Origin of the sequence: Flavobacterium soyae (assembly GCF_021245985.1) — a bacterium.
In the GTDB taxonomy this organism is placed as follows: domain Bacteria; phylum Bacteroidota; class Bacteroidia; order Flavobacteriales; family Flavobacteriaceae; genus Flavobacterium; species Flavobacterium soyae.
In genome coordinates this window covers 397,509-415,014 of record NZ_JAJQXA010000002.1, presented here as the reverse complement: position 1 = coordinate 415,014, position 17,506 = coordinate 397,509, and the positions used below count along the sequence as shown (strand labels likewise).

The window sequence follows — 17,506 nt, the reverse complement described above, 5'->3', positions numbered from 1 at the left end:
AGACGTAAAATGAAGCAATTATTACTTTTATTATTAAGCCTTTTGTATTCTTTTGTTCAGGCACAGGAAAAACCGGTAATTCAGATTGAAACCGAAAATTCGGCCTTAGTTTTAAAAGTAGGTAAAAATCAAAAGTTATATCAGACTTATTTGGGTACAAAGCTGAATAACAGTTTTGAATATGAATTAGTGTCCAAAGAAAACACCAAAAAGTTTATAGTCAACGACGGAAATCCATTGATTGATTTACGTCATAATGCTTATCCGGCTTTTGGTACGGATAATTTATTTACGTCTGCAATTCGAACTACGCATAATGATGGGAACCCTTCTCTGGAATTAGAATATCAAAATCATATCGTGAGAAAAATTGATGCTAATTCAACAGAAACAATCATTAAACTCAAAGATCCTCAATATCCTTTTTATGTAAATCTTTACTATAAAACATTCTATAAAGAAAATGTAATTGAGCTGTGGACAGAAATTCAGCATCAGGAAAAAAAGCCTGTAATACTTTATAATTATGCTTCATCGGCCTTACATTTAGATGCCGACAGATATTGGCTAACACAATATTACAGTGATGTAGTTGAGGAAATGAGAATGGAAGAAAGCCAGCTTAACCCGGGAAGCAGGGTTATAGATTCAAAATTAGGGGTTCGTACCAACATGTTTGCCGCACCGAGTTTTTTTCTTTCGTTAAATTCAAAATCAAATGAAAACACAGGTGAAGTCATTGCTGGCACAATAGCGTGGTCAGGCAATTTTAAATTCACATTTGATGTAGACAACAACAATGAACTGAGAATTATTTCGGGAATCAATGAATTTGCATCAGAGTACAGTCTGGAACCCGGAAAAGTATTCAAAACACCCTCTTTTATTTATACATTTTCGAATCATGGAAAAGGGCAGGCAAGCAGGAACTTACATACCTGGGCACGAAAATACGGGCTTAAAGATGGTGAAAAACCACGGCTGACTTTATTAAATAACTGGGAAACTACTTTTTTTGATTTTGATCAGACTAAGCTGAGTAATATGTTTGATGATGCCAAAACATTAGGTGTCGATATGTTTTTGCTCGACGATGGCTGGTTTGGTAATAAATATCCAAGAAGCGGTTCTGTATCTGGTTTGGGAGACTGGCAGGCCACGAAAACGAAATTACCGGACGGTATTGGTTTTTTGATGGAAAAGGCCAGGGAAACCAATGTAAAATTCGGTATCTGGATTGAACCCGAAATGATTAATGAGAAAAGTGAATTGTATGAAAAACACCCGGATTGGGTTTTAACCCTTCCAAATCGCGAAAAGAGCCTGTATCGTTCACAATTGGTTTTGGATTTATGTAATCCGAAAGTTCAGGATTTTGTATTTAAGGTGGTTGATGATATAATGCAGACACAGTCTGGTGTGGCTTTTTTTAAATGGGACTGTAACCGCATGATGACGAACGCTTATTCCTCTTATTTAAAAAATAAACAATCCCATTTGTTTATAGAATATACAAGAGGATTATATAAAGTTCTGGACAAGATAAAGAGTAAATATCCAAACCTGCCCATGATGCTTTGTGCCGGAGGCGGAGGCAGAGTGGATTATGGGATGCTGAACTACTTTACGGAATTTTGGGCAAGCGATAATACAGATCCTTTTGACCGCATTTTTATACAATGGGGTTATTCTGGTTTTTATCCAGCACTGGCGGTTTGTAATCATGTAACCTCAATGGGAAATCAGTCCATTAAATTTAAAACCGATGTGGCCATGATGGGAAAATTAGGATTTGATATTCATGTTGGCGGTTTAAAAAATGATGAACTTTTATATTGTAAAGAGGCCGCAGCCAATTATAAACGGTTAAGTCCCGTAATCTGGCAGGGAGATTTATACCGATTGATTTCTCCTTATGAAGACAGCAGGGCCGTTTTGATGTATGTAAATGAAAATAAAACACAATCGGTACTTTTTTCTTATACGCTGCATCCGCTTACAGATCCTAATTACAGTTTAGTAAGGCTGGAAGGACTTGATGCTTCAAAAATGTACAGTGTAAAAGAAATTAACTTAATGCCAAAAGCTAAAAATACTTTTGAAGAATCAGGTACTGTTTTTTCTGGTGATTTCCTTATGAAAGCAGGATTAAAGGTTTCTTCGTCAAGACAAGAAAGCAGTGTGGTTATAGAAATCAAAGCTGTAGAATTGAATGATTAGTTTGGAGTTTTCATTGTTCATTAATCTTTTTTAGGGCTTGTTCTTTTTTATATAATATCTTTTTAAGATTTTTGAAGATACTTGTTAAGTCGTTGGGTAATAAATAAATATAAACTTAAAATTAGGTAAAATAGTATTAAATATAGTTAATATTGTATTATAAATACTATAATTTCATTTTTACATTTACAAAGAATTCAATGCCCTTAACTAATAACTAAAATATACTATGAAAAAACTTTTCCTACTAGTTGCCGTTTTTCTGTTCAGTCATTGTATAATTGCCCAGAAAACACTTTTCACACCCACAGAATGGAGTGACCCAAATAATGAATTTTATAATAAAATTTCAAACTCCAGAAAATATGAGTCTACAAATTTTGTACTTTACTGGGGAGATAAAGTTGGGACTAATCCAGCTGCATATTCAGACCCTGTTTTGAGGTTTGCGCCTAAAGCAGTTGCAGATACGCTTGAACACAGCTTTAAACGATACATAACCGATCTGCATTTTATTAATAATTCACCGACAACGAATTTTGGAAAATACAAGATCATTATTATGGTCATGAATACCTGGAATTCAACAGATCCGCGTTTAGAGGCATTTGCCCATGCAAGTTCTTTTAGTAATACTATTGGTGCAATGTTTGTGCATCCCGAAGCCACCAGAGACGGCGGGGCATTATCTCACGAATTTGCCCACACGCTTCAAATGATGATGCGGATTCAGGAGAATCCCGGTAACGGAACAGCATTTGCAGGTTACGATTGGGCAGGTCCTTTTTTTGAAGGCCATGCCAATTTTATGAGGGCACAGGCATATCCGAAATGGGCTGATATAGACGGAACCTTAACGAGATGGATACAAACCAGGCATTTTATGTGGTCATCTACCCGTCATCATTATACCAATTTTCATTTGATGTATTATGTGCAGGAAAAAGACGGATTTGATTTTACCAGAAGAATGTGGGCAGAATCTAAAAATGAGGAGCATCCTCTTGAAACCATTAAAAGGCTGAAAGGATTTACTCAGGAACAGCTTAACGATTATCTTTGGGGATATGCGCAAAGACAGCCGGCTTTTGATTATCCTATTCAATGGAATTCTCAAATAAACACAACAAGTAATTTTGGCAAAACAATTAGAGACACATATACGTTTATTAAAAACAATATGCCCCGTTACACGAGCAGACAGTACACATTATTGACGAAGGCCGCAGGTACAACAGATCAATATTATACCAACAACGACTGGGCGCCGCAGGATTATGGAATGAATATAATTCCTTTGTACCCAACTTGCAGCGGTACTCAAAAGAAAGTTACAATTAAGTTTAAAGGACATACCGAAGTAAATCCAACTCAGGCCGGATGGCGTTATGGTTTTGTTACTACCAAAACAGACGGTACTGTATCTCGCTACAGCCCAATGTATAACTCTGATGGAGAAGCATCTTTTACCCTTAATACATCCAATGAAGCCGGAATTTTTCTTGTGGTTTTTTCAGCGCCAAAAGTACATGTAAACTACAATATGGATGTTGGTTATCCAAAACAGAGAAGATATCCTTATGAATTAAAAATAGCAAATGCTAATCCTGAAGGGTTTCAGCCGGCAGCCGATTTTAGAAAATTTCTTAAAACAAATGGACATTTGCATTCCAACGGAGGCGGATGGGTATCAAATAATGCCAGTGTTGCTGCTTCGGTTTTTGTTGGGCCTTATGCTATTGTAAGGGGCGGTACTGTTTCAGGCAATGCCCGTATAGATGGTTATGCAATGGTTGATGGTGGAAATGTGAGCGGAAATGCTATTGTTAGGGATAATGCCTGTGTTTACAATGCCACTTTATCCAGTAATGCTATTGTTGAAGGAAATGCATGGATGGAAGGCGGTTCAGTCGCAAACTCAGCTAATATTAAAGGAAATGCGATGCTGTTTGCCGGAAATTTTGGAAGTTCAGTTGTCGTGGGGGGTGATGCAGAAATAGGAAGCTGTTCTACTGCGGGTGTCTATCTTCAGTTTCCTTATTGGAGAAATGGCAGAACAGAATGTGATGGTAAAGGTGCTAATGATGCTTCTAATGTTGACATAAATACTGCATTTACAAATTTCTCGGCAGGAACAATGGCTTTTAGTACAACGCCTAACTGTACTACAACACTTAGTGTTAATAAGTCAGTTCTTGATTCAGAAGTTGATTTGAGTATTTATCCAAATCCAGCATCAGGAAATATCACAATTTCCTTTATGCAGACTGAACAGCAAAAAGTTAACATAACATTGTTTGATATTAATGGAAGAAAGTTAAATACTATAACTAACAAGACTTATGATGCCGGCAGAATTAATATTCCTTACAATTGCAGTTCTTTGACCAATGGTGTTTACTTATTACGTATTGAAACGGAAAGTACCATCGTAAATAAAACATTTATTAAGAAATAGAAATACTCCATTTTATTTAAAATTTAATCAGCCCTGTCAATACTATTTGACAGGGCTTTTATCGTTTAAATAATGTTTCACAGAGATTCTTTTTTGATTTTTATAAGTACAAGACCTGTAATTTATTAATTGTATAATTATTTTATAGATAATTTAATTGCTAATATTTTATGTATTGTATTTTTTTAAAGCTAAAAAAATATCAAATTACCAATATGACCTCTTTTTTTTTCCAAATTACCCCTGTTGAGAAACTTCTGTAAGACATTACTTTGTAATAACATCATAATATGAAATGCAGCTGCTGTCTATAAGATGTTTTTTACTAACTAAACCCATAAAACCTATGAGACCGTACGATTAATTGCAATGAATGCACGTTATAATAGACTTACTTTTTAATTTTTGAAACTGAATTTCAAATAAGAAGAAAACAGAGACTGATTATTTTAAGTGCAGAGCCTTGCTGGTATATAAATAGTATTAAAAATAGATTTTTACAGTACTGTATAACAAGCAAGGAGAAGAACCAAACTATTAATTAAACAATTTAAACTATTTTATTTCAATGAAAAAAAGATATGCAGTTATGTTATTAGGCATCATTTTATGTGCCTGTTCCAAAGAAGAAGCTCTGGATGTAAATTCTGGAGATGCAGCGGCCAATGAACCTGCAGTTGAAAACACAGTATCAAACACTAATGCTTCTACCGCTAAGGTAGGTGCTGCATCAATTGCCGGGTTAAACTGGGCAGACGGGCGAGATAATTTTGTAGATGGCTGGGTTATTATCTCAGGATTGACCGCAGGGGACAGCTACAGTACAGTTGCATCGAAAACAGAAGCCGTACTGAATGGTTTTTCCAGTAAAATAAGCGGAGTTAACACAATACGCATACCTATTAACCCGCCTTCTGTTGCAGAGAGCTGGTGGGGCAGTTATCAGGGAGTAATCGATAAAGCGACCAGTAAAGGATGGAAAGTAATCATTGCATGCTGGGAGTCATCTTCCTCAAAAGACGGCAAAATTGATAATACTACAGCTTTTTGGAATATGTGGACTACTGTAGTAAATAAATATCAAAGCAACGGGAACGTTTATTTTGAACCATTCAATGAGCCTCATGGCTATACATTATCGCAGCTCACGAGTATTTATGCTCAATTTCTTTCTAATTATTCCGGTGTTCCAAAAGGCAGAATAATCCTGGACGGAATAGGGTATTCTGAGAATGTTACCGGAGTTGGGGCAGACAGCCGTTTTAATGGCTGTTTACTTGGACTGCATAATTATGCTTTCTGGGTAACCAGATCAGTTACTCAATGGAGAGCAGACTGGCGCAGCCGCATAGGAAGTTATGGCGCCCGTACGGTGATTACTGAATTTGGTGCCGCAATGAACTCAGGCAAAGACTACCAGAACGGAAACCAGTCTGATAATGAAATTGCTTATATTGTGGCCACCAGCGATGTCTGCAGAAATGATCAAATTGCAAGTGTTTACTGGCCGGGATTGAGAGATAATGATTCTTATAGTCTGTTTAACAGAGGAGGCAGCGGAACCAACATTACTATAAATACAGTAAGCAGTACTGGTGTATTTCGTGTAAGATACGGCTGGGGCGAGAATTAATTTAACCCTAAAGCTATTTTGAGTTTAGTAAGGAAGAAGGTCAGCAGTGACCTTCTTTTTTATGTTTGATAATTTGGAGTATGGAGAACTTAAGTGAGGTTTTTAAAATCCATAAAATTCAATTACTTTTTGTTTTAAGGGATTTGTACTCCAATCTGACCATTTGTTAGTGTATGGATCATATCCACATTTTAAAGGCTTTGAAAATATATTATGAGGCTCTTCAATATAAGCGCGGCAATCGGTACAAATATGTCTAAACTCGCAGTCTTTACAAGTTGTTATTTGATCTTTTGTAATATTCCTCATTTATAATCCCGCAATGCTTTTCATTAATAACTACAATTGCTGCCAACAATGAATTAATAAATGTTTTAATCCTCAAAAAAGCCTAATTATGTAATATCCCTTTTCTGAATGATATTTAATTCCTTATTAAAAGAATTTCTGTATTTTTTGATATACTCTGAAGGTTTCATACCAAACAATTTTACAAACTGCTGGCGGAAATAGCGCTGATCTTCTATACCAACCAGAGGGCCGGCCTGCGCGATATTAATATTTTCAGTAAGCATAATTACTGCAGCTCTTCGGATTCTGATAGATCTGATAAAAACATTTACGGTTTGTCCCGAAATTGCTTTAATCTTTTTGTAAAGATTTGAATGGCTCATACCCATTGCAGCAGAGAAACTCTTTAGGTTAAATTCGCTGTTTTCAAGATTGGCTTCGACAATTTCGATACATTTATCAAGAAATTCTTTGTATTCAGCGGGAACTTTATTTACATTTTCCCGAAGTGTTATACTGTCCAGGAAATACTTGCGCAGCTGCCCTCTGTTTCGAAGAACAGAATCTACTCTTGCCAAAAGTATATTACTGTCAAAAGGTTTGGTAACATAATCATCTGCACCTTCGGTAATACTTTGTAAATGGATGTCGTTACTGGTTGTAGCAGTGAGAAGTATTACCGGAATATGGCTCAAATCATCATTTTGCTTGATTTTTTTGCATAAATCCAAACCGTTCATGCCTTCCATAGAGATATCGCTCAGTACAATATCCGGCATATGTTTTTCTATAAGTTTTAACCCTTCAAGACCATCAGCCGCAGAATAAACAATATAATTTTTAGAGAAAAGCTGCACGAGGTAATGATTCATTTCAGGATTGTCTTCAACAATTAGCAATACTTTTTTTGTACTGATTAATTCCTCCTGCAGATTTTCAGGATATGATGGCTGTATTCTTTTTTCATATGTATTTTGATGTGCGGCCGGCATTCCTTCAAGAAGTTCTCCCACAAGCGGAGACATGTGCGGATGATTCTCGCTTATGTTCATTTCTGCAAAATGGCTGTTTCCTTTAAGAAGTGTAATAATAAACGAAGTACCTTTTCCAACTTTACTTTTACACTGTATTTCACCATGATGTTTATTCACAAAATATTTGGCAATATAAAGACCTATTCCAAACCCATTGCTGGCTTTAGACTCAATTTGCTTGAATTTTTCAAAAATAGTATCGATATCATTTTCATTGATGCCGCTTCCGGTATCTGATATAATAATCGAAACATCCGCAGTATTTTCCGTTATCTCAATAGTTATTGATCCATTATTTGGGGTAAATTTGAAAGCATTGGAGATTAAATTGAACAGCGTAATCTCTATTTTTTCATAATCGCCATATATTTCGGTTGGTGTTTTTTCTTCAATAAATTGATAGTTTAAACTTTTAACAGCTGCCATTTGTGTAAAGCTTTCGTAGATTTCACGGCAAAGCATGTTTAAATTAATCTTCGAAATTTTGAGTTCATCAAGATCTGTTTCGGCTTTTCTAAACAGTAATAATTGATCTGTAAGACTCAATAATCGTTTAGCATTTTTATAGGCAAGATTTAGGTCGAGATCATCTTCAGAACGGTTTTTTCTTTCAATTGCACTTTTAAGCGGATTTATAATTAAGGATAAAGGAGTGCGTAATTCATGGGCCATATAAGTGAACATAGAAAACTGTTTTTCGGCATGTTCCTTGTCTTTTTTATGCTCCATTCGGGCAAGTTTTATTTCATAGCGGAGTCTTTCCTTGTTTTTATGGTAATCTACATATGCGTAAATCGCTCCAATTGCACCGATTAAGTAAAGTGTATATGCCCACCATGTTCGATACCAGGGCGGAAGGATTTTTACCGTTGCCAGTGTTACTTCATTGGTCCAGTTTCCAAAAACATCGGTTGTCTTTACTTTAAAAACATAAGTACCTTCAGTCAGTCTGGAATAATTTGCCCTGTTATTTTTTGAGGTATAATTCCAGTTTTTATCCCAGCCTTCAAGAAAGTAAGCGGTATTGATTTTTTCAGAATTGACGTAATCAAGATAAACAAAATCAAAACTTAATGCCGATTTTTCATAAGGGAGTTCAGCACCGCTTATCATTTCGAGTTTTTTTTCTGTTATATAAGGACTGTTCATTTTTAAAGACTGATTGTTTACCAGCAAATCATTTAGTAAAAATCGGCCTGTATTTTTTTTGTCTTTTATACTGTCAGGATGAAAAACATTGAATCCGTTTATACCCCCAAAAATAAATTCCCCTGTAGAAAGTTTAGTACCTGCATTCCAGCTAAATTGATTGCTCTGCAGTCCATCAGTAACCCCAAAATTTCTAAAAGTATTATTCTTAGGATTAAATCTTGAGATACCGTGATATGTACTCATCCATAAATTCCCTTCTTTGTCTTCTAAAAGGCGGAGTATAGTATTGCTTGAAAGGCCGTTTTGAGTAGTGTACTTTTTATAAGTTCTTGCTTTTCTGTCAAATAAAAGCAGACCGCCTTCTACTGTACCAATCCAGATATTGTTGTTTTGATCTTCAGTTATACATCTGATTGTATAATCAGAATGATAGTTTTTTACTTTTTTTGTTTTTGGGTCGATTTCAAAAAAAGAATTGAATGTTCCGCCCCAGATCTTTCCGTCTTTGGTTTCATAGAGACAGGTAACATCGCGTAAAGCTGTACTGTAGCAGATAAATTTATTTTGTTTTCTATCAAATTGGTATAATGCGCCTGAGTTAGTTACGGCAAGCCACAACGTTTTTTTTGAATCTAAAAAGAGCAGCCATGATTCCTGTTCTGCTTTTTTAGTGTATTGATTATAAATAGAAAAATTCTGAATCGCCTTTGATTTTGGATCGATTCGGCATACTCCGCCTTTCCACATCGCTACCCAGATTGCATTATCAGAATCTCTGACTATACTTGTAACAAAATTGCTCTGAATTTTTCTGCCGGCAGCTGATGTTACAGAATAGACATCGTAGGTATTTTGCTTTCTGTTCCAGTATCGCATTCCGGCGCCGTCTGTGCCTATCCAGATGTTTTTCTTTTCATCTTCACAGAAAGAAAGCATGAAGTTTGCAGCAGGATCTTCATCTTGTTTATTAGTCTGTGGTGTTTTGCTTTTAAAATGATTAAAATAAAGCGGTTTTTTGCCCATCATGCTTACACCGCCGCGCAAAGTTCCAAACCACATTTCTCCGTTTTTACTTTCAAATATATCATAAAGAGATTTACTGTTAAGTAATGAAACAGGGCCGCTTGCACGATATAAAACAGGGGCAGGCTGTTTTTTTGTAATAGTGTAAAGACCCGCACCGTCAGTAGCAATCCAAAGCCTGTTACCCTGCTGAAAAAAATCGCGTACTACAGTTTTTTCCAGAAAGTAATTTTTAGAATACGTATTCAGGCTCTCATTATATAAGTAAGCACCTTCATCAGAGCCAATCCACAATCCTTCATTTGTCAGCTTTATACAATTTGCGGCCGTAATAGTATTGTTGAGAAGTGTTAGTTTTTTTGATTTAATATCATACTGGCAAAGACCTGAGCCGGTTACAAAAACATAAAATACTTTTTTCTTAGCATTATAAGCTATTGATCGTGCTATATAATTTAATTTTCCATTAAATGGTATTGCCGTTCCAATTTGCTCCCCCTCTTTATAAACTACTATCGCCTCTTTTGTAGCAACAAGAATTATATTTTGAGAATGTACAGCAATTATCTCATAAGCAGTAATTTTTAAAGGTTTAGCTTTTTTATCAATTCCAAAATACTTCAATGGGGTAAAAGAGGAACGTTCTGCATTAAAAACAACAGGGCCGGCTGTTGTTCCTATCCACAAATTGTTTTTATAGTCACCTTCAATACAGCTAATGGCATTTCCCTGAATAGAATTAGGATCAGTATGGATATGACGGTAAATTTTAAAATCATTTCCGTCATATCTGTTCAGTCCGTCAAAAGTTCCAAACCACATATATCCATTTTGATCCTGATATATTGACGCAGCAGAATTATTAGAAAGCCCTGATGATATATCAAGATGTCTTATTGGGTAATTCTGTCCAAATGCATTTATAGAAAGAAAACTAATAACAAGAAAAGACTTTAGCTTATTCATAGAATTTTTTTTAAAAAACTTGCTGCTCTTTGATATACGAAAAATACAAGGAATGTGATCTGAAAGCCGGATCATTTTTTATATGAATATAGGTAAAATCTGTATGCTTTGCGAAATTAATGTATTTTTATATGGTGTGTAAAAATAACATTTGTTTTTTAGATTAATTACGCCTGTTGAGGTAATGCATAAAAAATTAATTGGCACTCATAGAAACATAGATTTTGTGATGTTGAAAAAGGTAAATAGAAAAATCCGTTTTTATCAGCGTTTTCGCTTTAGCTAATCTGTAAAATCAGCGTATAATTTTGACGCGGATAAAACAGATTTACTTCGTAAAAACGCGGATAAAAACGGATTTTATTTGGAATAATTTTTATTTTCTAAAAGCTTAATTTAATGACATTGTCCGAAGTATCGAGATGTGTTAATGAAAGTGAAACGTCTTTTTTTGAGAATATACCGGTTAAAAATTATACTCTTAGTTAATTATTAAAAATATTATTTTAATGGTTAATTATTGGTTTTGTTATTTTTTTTTGAATGAAAAATTGCATAATATGTTTTTATGAAGCATTGTATATGGGTTTTTACGAAAATGTCCCCTTTTATAAATGAATTTTTCCCTGTCTTAAAAACTTGCTGTATCCTTAATTTGCAAGTGAGTTGATAAGCTATAACGTTTGAATAAAAATGTTTTGCTTTTGTTCAAAGTAAGTCGATGAAATAACTAACAAATTATCTTAACCAAAAACAATTTAGACATGACCAGCATTCCAATTAAAATTTACTGGCGGAAAACTCTACTCATTCTAAAAAAATAGAGTAAGCTTATTTTTAATGCAGGTTATAATTTTAAGAAACGATTTCTATAGAAACAATTATTATAGAAAATACCCCTGTTTCTTTAAAAGTTATATATATCTGCAATCATTTTGTAACCAGCACTAATTAACAAAAACTAACTTAAACCAAACCAATTAAAAAAGTATGAAAAGAATTAAAACCAAATTTTTACTTTTATTACTCTTACTTCCTTTTAGTGTTTTTGCTCAGAACACAATTAGCGGTGTTGTCCTCGAAAAAGGAGCCAAGCAGCCCATACCAGGAGTAAACATAAAAGTATCGGGAACGAACATTAGTACCTCTACTGACTTTGATGGAAAATTTAAATTATCCGGAGTAAAAGCAGACAGCCAAATTACGTTTTCCTATACCGGTTATGCCACTCAGACGATTCCGGCAGGCGGGCAGAAAAACATAACTGTATATCTTGAAGAAGATACTAATCAATTAAAAGAAGTAGTTGTTCAGGTAGGTTACGGAAGCGTTAAAAAGAAAGACGCTACAGGATCTGTTACGGCACTTACTACAAAAGACTTTAACAAAGGAAATAATATTACGACAGAAAACCTGCTTAACGGAAGAGTAGCCGGTTTAACAGTAAATTCAACAGGCGCTCCGGGTTCTAGTTCTCAAATTAGAATTCGAGGTGGAAGTTCGCTTTTTGCAAGTAATGATCCTCTTATTGTAATTGACGGACTGCCTCTTGATAATGCTACAAATACAGGTTCTTCGTCCTTTTTGGCATCATTAAATCCGGCTACTGTCGAATCGATAACTGTTTTAAAAGATGCTTCGGCTTCAGCAATTTATGGTTCCCGCGCTTCAAATGGTGTAATAATTATTACTACTAAAAAAGGAAGCAAAACATTATCTGTAGATTATAATGTACAATATGCTGCGGGCACGCTGACTAAAACTGTTGATGTTTTTAGTGCAGATGAATTTAGAAGTGTGATTGCAGACAGAAGAAGCGATGACCTAAATAAGCTGGGAACTGCAAATACTGACTGGCAAAAAGCAATTTACAGAAACACCGGAACGGTAGATCAAAGTTTAGCCGTAAGAGGAAATCTATTCAATATTATTCCAACAAGTTTAACGCTGGGAAATACAGATCAGCAAGGATTGCGTTTAACCAATAATTTTAAAAGAAATACGGTTGGTTTAGTAATGAACCCTGCTTTCTTTGACAACCATTTAAAACTTAGGCTTTCGGCCAATTATACAAACGAAATAAACAGATTTACTGATGCTGTTGAAGGAGCTGCTATTGGTTTTGACCCAACACAGCCAATAAAAGTTGAAGGTGCGCCTTACGGAGGTTATTTTGAATATACTACTGGTGTAGATGCCAACGGAAATTATCCGTTAGTATCAACTGCAGCAAGAAATCCTGTTTCGCAATTGCTGAATACAAATGATAGAGGAACAAATGACAGGATTTTTGGAAATTTTGAAATTGATTATAAATTTCATTTTTTACCCGCTTTAAGAGCCGTTGTAAATGTTGGTTTTGATGAATCGAATGGAGAAAGAAGAAGATTAGTTGGTGCTGATGCCGGTTCTGCTCCGTCAAACAACAACATTCCGTATGGTACAAATGAATATACAGAAGCAACCAGAAGAAATAAATTATTAGATACTTATTTAGTTTATAACAAAACGTTTAACTCATTGAATTTTGAAATGACAGGTGGTTATTCGTATCAAAAATTTCAAAGCTCAAGATTTGAAACAGGCAACATTCTGAACCCTGATCTGCCATCAACATTTCCTGAAACTACTCTTGATACAGATGTTGTTTTATTAGGATTCTTTGCCAGAACAAATTTAAATTTCAGAGATAAATATTTATTAACACTGTCTTACAGACGAGACGGTTCATCAAGATTTGAAGAAGCCAATCGCTGGGGGAATTTTCCATCGGCAGCATTTGCATGGAAAATCAGAGAAGATTTCTTTAAAAACAGTACTGTATTATCTGACTTAAAATTAAGGTTAAGTTACGGTATAACGGGACAGCAGGATATTCCTGAGCCAAACGGATATCTTCAAAAATATCAGGTCGGCGGTGGAAATTCTGAATATTATTTTGGAGACAGCCCGGTTCCGGTGGCACTTCCTTCAAAAAGAACAGACAATTTGAAATGGGAAGAAACCACTTCATACAATGCAGGTCTTGATTTTGGTTTTTTAAACAATCGCTTATCTGCCGGACTTGATGTGTATTACAAAGAATCTAAAGATTTATTAGTAAACGCAGCAATATCTGATGGTAGTAACTTCTCTAACCGTGTCTATCAAAATGTTGGAAGTTTTACCACAAAAGGTGTTGAGTTTACGATTAATGCCAATGCAGTTAAAACAGAAAATTTTAACTGGAACATGAACTTTAATATTGCCAAATTCGAAAGAAGAATAAAAAATCTGGTTAACGGAACTGATATCTTTTTAGGAGACAATATAGCAGGAACGGGAACTCCGGGACAAATTTTTAGAGAGGGTTACACTCCTTATTCTTTCTATGTATACAAACAATTATACAACAGCGAAGGAAAACCAATTGAAGGGGCATTTGCAGATTTAAATGGCGATAATATCAAAAATGATTCAGATAAATACATTTATAATAATCCAGATCCGGATTTTACATTAGGATTTGCATCAAACATGAATTATAAAAAGTTTGACTTTTCATTCAATTTAAGAGCAAGTATTGGTAATCGGATTTTTAATGCCGTAGATGCCAGCAGAGCACAATATGACGCTATGGAAAACGGAGGTGTTTTAAGTAATATCCCTTCGCAGGTAACAGAAACTAACTTTCAAACTACTTCAAATGTTGTATTATCAGATCTTTATATAGAAAATGCTTCATTTTTAAAATTAGACAATGTTACGTTAGGATATACTTTATCGAACTGGTTAAACAGTAAAGCTTCATTAAGAGTGTCGACCGGGGTTCAGAACGTTTTTGTACTTACAAAATACAATGGTTTAGATCCTGAAATTACAAATAACGGTGTAGATAAAACGATTTATCCAAGACAAAGATCAATCCTGTTTGGTCTTAATCTTAAATTTTAATAACGAAATCATGAAAAAATATATAGTAACAACAATAATAGCATTGACTGTGGTTTTTCAGTCGTGTACAGATGATTTAAATGTAGTCTCGAAAGATGACGACGTTCTTTCTTCTGATGTATTATTTTCTACACCTGACGGATACAAAAAAGCATTTGCCGGAGTGTACGGAAATTTAACTTTAACAGGAGTTATTGGTCCTAATGATTCTTCACTGGAAGGGGTAGATGCAGGCACAAGCCAGTTTACAAGATGTTTATTATACATGCAGGAATTAACTACAGACGAATTGGTTTGGAGTTATGAAAATGATGGAGGAACGGCAGAATTACAACGTAATATCTGGACAGCGGCAAACCCTGTTATTTTAGGTATGTTTAGCAGAACGATGGTTTCTGTTTCTTATGCAAACGAGTTTTTACGTCAAAGCACACCAGAAAAATTAAGTTCAAGAGGTATTACAAATACTGCAGATTTGGCAGATATAGCACTTTACCGTCAGGAAGTTCGTGTTTTAAGAGCGTATGCTTATTACAATATGATGGATTTATTTGGAAAAGCGCCAATGTATACCGAAAATGATCCGGTAAATTTTACCGGCCCAGAGTTTAACAGAAAGCAATTATTTGATTTTATCGAAAGTGAATTAAAAGCCGTTTTACCAGATTTAAAAGCAGCCAGAACAAATGTATATGGAAGATTAGACCAATCTATGGCTCGTATGATTTTGGCTAAAATGTATTTGAATGCCCAGGTATATATTCAGGCCGATCGTTTTGATGACTGTATTACAATGTGTAACGAAATTATTGACGGCGGTTATACTTTGAAAACAAAATATCTGGACAATTTTAAGGCAGACAACAATACTTCTCAGGAAATCATTTTCGGGATCCAGTCTGATGGAGCAGTTTCTCAAAACTGGGGAGCAACAACTGTTTTAACAAACGGGCAAATTGGTGCCTGGGAAAATAATGGTGCTGATTTTGGAATTGGCGGCTGGACAGGAGCGCTTAGAATCAGAAAAGAATTTGCTCAAAAATTTGACGGGACAAAATTCAGTCAGGATACCAGAAATACGATTGGTAAAGGCGTTCAGGGCGATCCATCAAAACAAAGATCTATTGATATTGAAGATATTGGCGTAAAAACACAAGGTTATATTTTATCTAAATTTTCTAATAAAACTTCAACAGGAGTTAACGGCAGCAGTTCTACTTATGCCGATACTGATTTTCCTTTATTCAGGTTAGCCGATGTATATTTAATGTATGCTGAAGCTACTTTAAGAGGCGGAAACGGGACAACAGCCCAGGCATTAAATTATGTAAATGCTTTAAGGCAAAGAGCCAATTCTAATTCAACTGTTGGTAACATTACTTTAAGTGAATTAACGCTTGATTTTCTTATTGATGAAAGAGCACGCGAATTACACTGGGAAGCACACCGAAGACAAGATTTAATTCGTTTTGGAAAATATACAGGAGGATCTTATAATTGGGCATGGAAAGGAAATTCTTCAAAAGGAATCTCTATTCCGTCTTACATGAGCGTTTTTCCTATTCCGGAAGGGTCATTGGGAGCAAATAGAAATTTAACTCAAAACACGGGTTACTAAAACTTTTTTTAAACTTAAACGATATACAAATGAAACTTATATATAAACTATTTATAGCAGTGGTGTTACTTACAGGATTTTGGTCTTGTGAAAACGAAGAGAATTTGATGATTTTAGAGCCTCAGGAAGCTGCTTTTTCTATCATAACTCCTGAAAACGGTTCTTCTACTATTTTAAATAAAGAAACACCAAACAATACGGCCGTGACTGTAACCTGGGAAAAAGTAAATTACGGAACCCCAACGATTGTTACCTATACAGTGCAGTTTGCAGCAAGTAATACAGAGTTTGCAGCACCGCTGGATATTACAACTTCTACAACTACACATGCTGCTATTACAGTAGCAGAACTTAATGCAAAAGCACTGGAACTTGGACTTACAGCCGGTGTTGAAGGAACAATTGATATTAGAATTAAATCTACCGTTGGAACAACACTTTCAGAACCAAAATTTTCTACGCCAATTACAATTGCATTGACTCCTTACAGAGGTGTTTTCCCTAAAGTCGATTTATTTTTAGTAGGGCCCGGAACTGCAGCAGGATGGAGCGTAACCAGCAACAACATGCCAATTTACAGAGACCCAAAAGAAAATGCAAAACACTATTATACAGGATATTTTAATAAAGATGGTTTTAAATTAATCGAGCAAATTGGATTCTGGGCTCCAATGTACGGAGCAAATGGCGCTAACGTACAATACAGAGCAACAGAAAGCGATAGTGATCCTGGTGTTTTCCCAACAACAGCTTCAGGTTATTACAGCTTTGAGATTAATATTGAAGAATTGACATACAAAATTACGCCTTACACAGGACCAATGACAACCTATGCAACAATTGGTTTGACCGGATCTGTATTAACAGGCGATGATACCGGCTGGAATACAGAGGTTCCTTTAGTGAAATCTGCATTTGATGAGCATATCTGGAAAGTTACCCAAACTTTAAAAGCCGGAAAAATGAAATTCAAAGCAAACAACAGCTGGGATGTAAACTGGGGAGATAACGGTGGAGATATCATTGTTGAGGCCGGAAAATATGATATCTGGTTCAATGATTTAGACGGTCGTTACATGTTTATATCAACTCCATAAATTGAATTAAAAATCAGAGAAGCCTCAATGGTGAAAATTTGGGGCTTCTTCTTTACATTAAAAGAAGTTATTTTAAATTCA

General features: G+C 35.2%; 7 protein-coding genes. 6 read left to right on the top strand and 1 reads right to left on the bottom strand.

The window, feature by feature from the left end:
* The first annotated feature begins 9 nt into the window (after positions 1-9).
* From LUU93_RS04085 to LUU93_RS04075, 3 genes are all read left to right on the top strand, one after another.
* A complete protein-coding gene (locus LUU93_RS04085; RefSeq protein ID WP_232678584.1) occupies positions 10-2,220 on the top strand; it encodes an alpha-galactosidase in 2,211 nt (736 codons plus the stop codon).
* 229 nt (positions 2,221-2,449) lie between these two features.
* Complete coding sequence (locus LUU93_RS04080; RefSeq protein WP_232678582.1) at positions 2,450-4,678, top strand: DUF6055 domain-containing protein; 2,229 nt, start codon at positions 2,450-2,452, stop codon at positions 4,676-4,678.
* 568 nt (positions 4,679-5,246) lie between these two features.
* Positions 5,247-6,311: a cellulase family glycosylhydrolase gene (locus LUU93_RS04075; protein ID WP_232678580.1), complete on the top strand. Its 1,065-nt coding sequence runs from the start codon at positions 5,247-5,249 to the stop codon at positions 6,309-6,311.
* A 395-nt stretch (positions 6,312-6,706) separates the two neighbouring features.
* Here the strand turns inward: LUU93_RS04075 and LUU93_RS04070 are convergent, their stop codons facing one another.
* On the bottom strand, positions 6,707-10,777 hold the full coding sequence (locus LUU93_RS04070) for a hybrid sensor histidine kinase/response regulator transcription factor (RefSeq protein WP_232678578.1): 4,071 nt from the start codon (positions 10,775-10,777) through the stop codon (positions 6,707-6,709).
* A gap of 990 nt (positions 10,778-11,767) precedes the next feature.
* Here LUU93_RS04070 and LUU93_RS04065 point away from each other — a divergent pair.
* Genes LUU93_RS04065 through LUU93_RS04055 form a run of 3 tightly spaced genes read left to right on the top strand, consistent with a single transcriptional unit; the run spans position 11,768 to position 17,425 of the window.
* The gene (locus tag LUU93_RS04065) at positions 11,768-14,710 is read left to right on the top strand and encodes a SusC/RagA family TonB-linked outer membrane protein (RefSeq protein ID WP_232678576.1); all 2,943 of its coding nucleotides are present in this window, start codon (positions 11,768-11,770) and stop codon (positions 14,708-14,710) included.
* A gap of 10 nt (positions 14,711-14,720) precedes the next feature.
* A complete protein-coding gene (locus LUU93_RS04060) occupies positions 14,721-16,328 on the top strand; it encodes a RagB/SusD family nutrient uptake outer membrane protein (RefSeq protein ID WP_232678574.1) in 1,608 nt (535 codons plus the stop codon).
* 29 nt (positions 16,329-16,357) lie between these two features.
* The gene (locus LUU93_RS04055) at positions 16,358-17,425 is read left to right on the top strand and encodes a SusE domain-containing protein (protein ID WP_232678572.1); all 1,068 of its coding nucleotides are present in this window, start codon (positions 16,358-16,360) and stop codon (positions 17,423-17,425) included.
* Positions 17,426-17,506: the final 81 nt, after the last annotated feature.

What these genes read in the sequence shown, in the direction of transcription:
- LUU93_RS04085 (WP_232678584.1), top strand. Translation starts at nt 10, where the DNA reads ATGAAGCAATTATTACTTTTATTATTAAGCCTTTTGTATTCTTTTGTT.
- LUU93_RS04075 (WP_232678580.1), top strand. Translation starts at nt 5,247, where the DNA reads ATGAAAAAAAGATATGCAGTTATGTTATTAGGCATCATTTTATGTGCC.
- LUU93_RS04060 (WP_232678574.1), top strand. Translation starts at nt 14,721, where the DNA reads ATGAAAAAATATATAGTAACAACAATAATAGCATTGACTGTGGTTTTT.
- LUU93_RS04070 (WP_232678578.1), bottom strand. Translation starts at nt 10,777, where the DNA reads ATGAATAAGCTAAAGTCTTTTCTTGTTATTAGTTTTCTTTCTATAAAT.
- LUU93_RS04055 (WP_232678572.1), top strand. Translation starts at nt 16,358, where the DNA reads ATGAAACTTATATATAAACTATTTATAGCAGTGGTGTTACTTACAGGA.
- LUU93_RS04080 (WP_232678582.1), top strand. Translation starts at nt 2,450, where the DNA reads ATGAAAAAACTTTTCCTACTAGTTGCCGTTTTTCTGTTCAGTCATTGT.
- LUU93_RS04065 (WP_232678576.1), top strand. Translation starts at nt 11,768, where the DNA reads ATGAAAAGAATTAAAACCAAATTTTTACTTTTATTACTCTTACTTCCT.